Genomic DNA, 1,887 nt, shown 5'->3' on the forward strand with positions numbered 1-1,887 from the left:
CAAGGACAACGGATTTCCTGCGAGCCTCACCTGGTGGAGCCGGGACGATTTCATCAATTCGATCCAACACTTGCAGCAGGTCCCGCAGCCGAGCCCGCAAGTAATTGCGTCTGTCGGGAAAATCGCGGCGCTCCTATACACATGCAGATCCGTTTTGAGCGAAGGCGGCATCGCTCAACATCCTTGGCCCAATCCTGAGAACAATCCGCTGCGAGGAACGCAGCGGCGCAAGCCGTTGGCAACTCAGCCTGTGTCGCCAGAATTGTTCTATCCGCTCATACAAGCGGCGTGGGCCTATGTCTCTTTGTTCTCTGTCGACATCATCGCCGCCAGGGAGCGGAGCGCGGTCTCCAATGAGAGGCCGCGCCAGCCTGCGAGCACGGGAAGCTTGGACACATCCTTCGACCAATATATGGATCGCGACGATGAGCCAATCCTGCTCAAGAAATCTCGCCATCCGACCCAAAAGGAACAAGAAAATGTGAACTGGAGACAGCTTTCGGCTCGAATCACCGGCGGCGCAACGTTAGACCTGTTCACGAATGGAAATCTGTCAGGACGACGGCGGCGCCACGTAGTCGCCCAAGCACTCCAGTCGGGGCGCATCTCCGTTGTTGGCGGGGTGTTCGCCCCGGTGCAGGCGCTGCCAGGGCGAGACCGTCCTTGGCGCGACAGCTTTGATTCCCATTCGGCTGGAGTAGAGACCCGGATGCTGCGGGAGGCTTGCTACGTCATCATCGCCTCGATGACGATGATGCGAGATTCGGAAGTGCAGGAGCTGCAGCGCGGCAGTGTTACCACTCACTATGGAGTAGCAGCCCTAAAATCGCCGCTGATAAAAAACGAGCCTCATCGCCCTCTCAAATACTGGTGGATCACCGATCCTGTTCAGAAGGCTGTAGAGGTGCTTGAGAGTACCAGCCCACATGAGACTCACCTCTTCAGCAGTTCCCGCGCATCTACCGCACGATCCAAGGTTGCCGATCAACGCGGGTTCCACGTGACCAACGCACTTCAGCGATTCCGAAAGCGAATCAACGAGACGGTGCTCAGCACGGGGCTGAGCCCCATCCCCGCGGGTCCAATCACGCCTCATATGCTCCGACGAACGATGGCTCTCCTGACCGAATATGAGCACGGCGGACAAATCGCCGCGGGGCTGCAGCTAAAACACTCTCAAGCCACCGGGACCTCCAACGCCTTGACCGCTAGCTACAGCCGCGAGACTGAACGATGGGCGAAGGAACGAGGAGAGGTAAAAGCGCGAACCACGGCTCGACTCGCGCTCGATGAACTCGCCGTCGGCACCCCGAAAGAAATCAGCGCGCAGGGCCCTGGCGGTTCCTCTGTCCAGCGCGTGATCGGGTCGACGCGTCGGTCCGCTGCTCAAGTGGTTGACAAGACCACCAAAGCCAGACTTCTTGCGGCCGAGTTTCCAGACATGCGATTCGGCACAATCAACCTGTGCCTGGGGGACAAGGGGATCGCCGCTTGCTTGACAAAGTCGGAGCGGGAGACGAACACGGACGTTAAGCCATCGATGTGCGTGCCATCTGAATGCCCAAATTCGGTGCTGCTGCCGTCCCATATAAGCATATGGAAAGCCGAAGAGAAGTCGCTGTTGGAGTTGCGCAGTAGTCGCAGGTTGTCTGCTTTGAATCGTGCTCGCATAGACAGTGAACTGCTGTCCATTCGCAAAGCGATCCGCGACAAAGACTCGACGGAAGGCGCCAGCCGGTGATTCCGACTCGCATCAGCTCCGAGTCGCGTTTGCGATCTGCGATGCAGCGGCTCCTAAACGGCAAAGCACTCTTCACCGACGGTACCCTCTCCAAGAAGAACCTATATACAGAGGCACAGGTGAGCCGAGCGACAATGAATAGGGAG

General features: G+C 58.2%; 1 protein-coding gene. It reads left to right on the forward strand.

The features are described from left to right. Nucleotides 1–1,741: tyrosine-type recombinase/integrase (locus tag JF66_RS18955; protein WP_156109928.1), on the forward strand; the 1,741-nt coding region annotated here is incomplete at its 5' end. Nucleotides 1,742–1,887: the final 146 nt, after the last annotated feature.

Source organism: Cryobacterium sp. MLB-32, from assembly GCF_000738085.1.
Taxonomy (GTDB): domain Bacteria; phylum Actinomycetota; class Actinomycetes; order Actinomycetales; family Microbacteriaceae; genus Cryobacterium.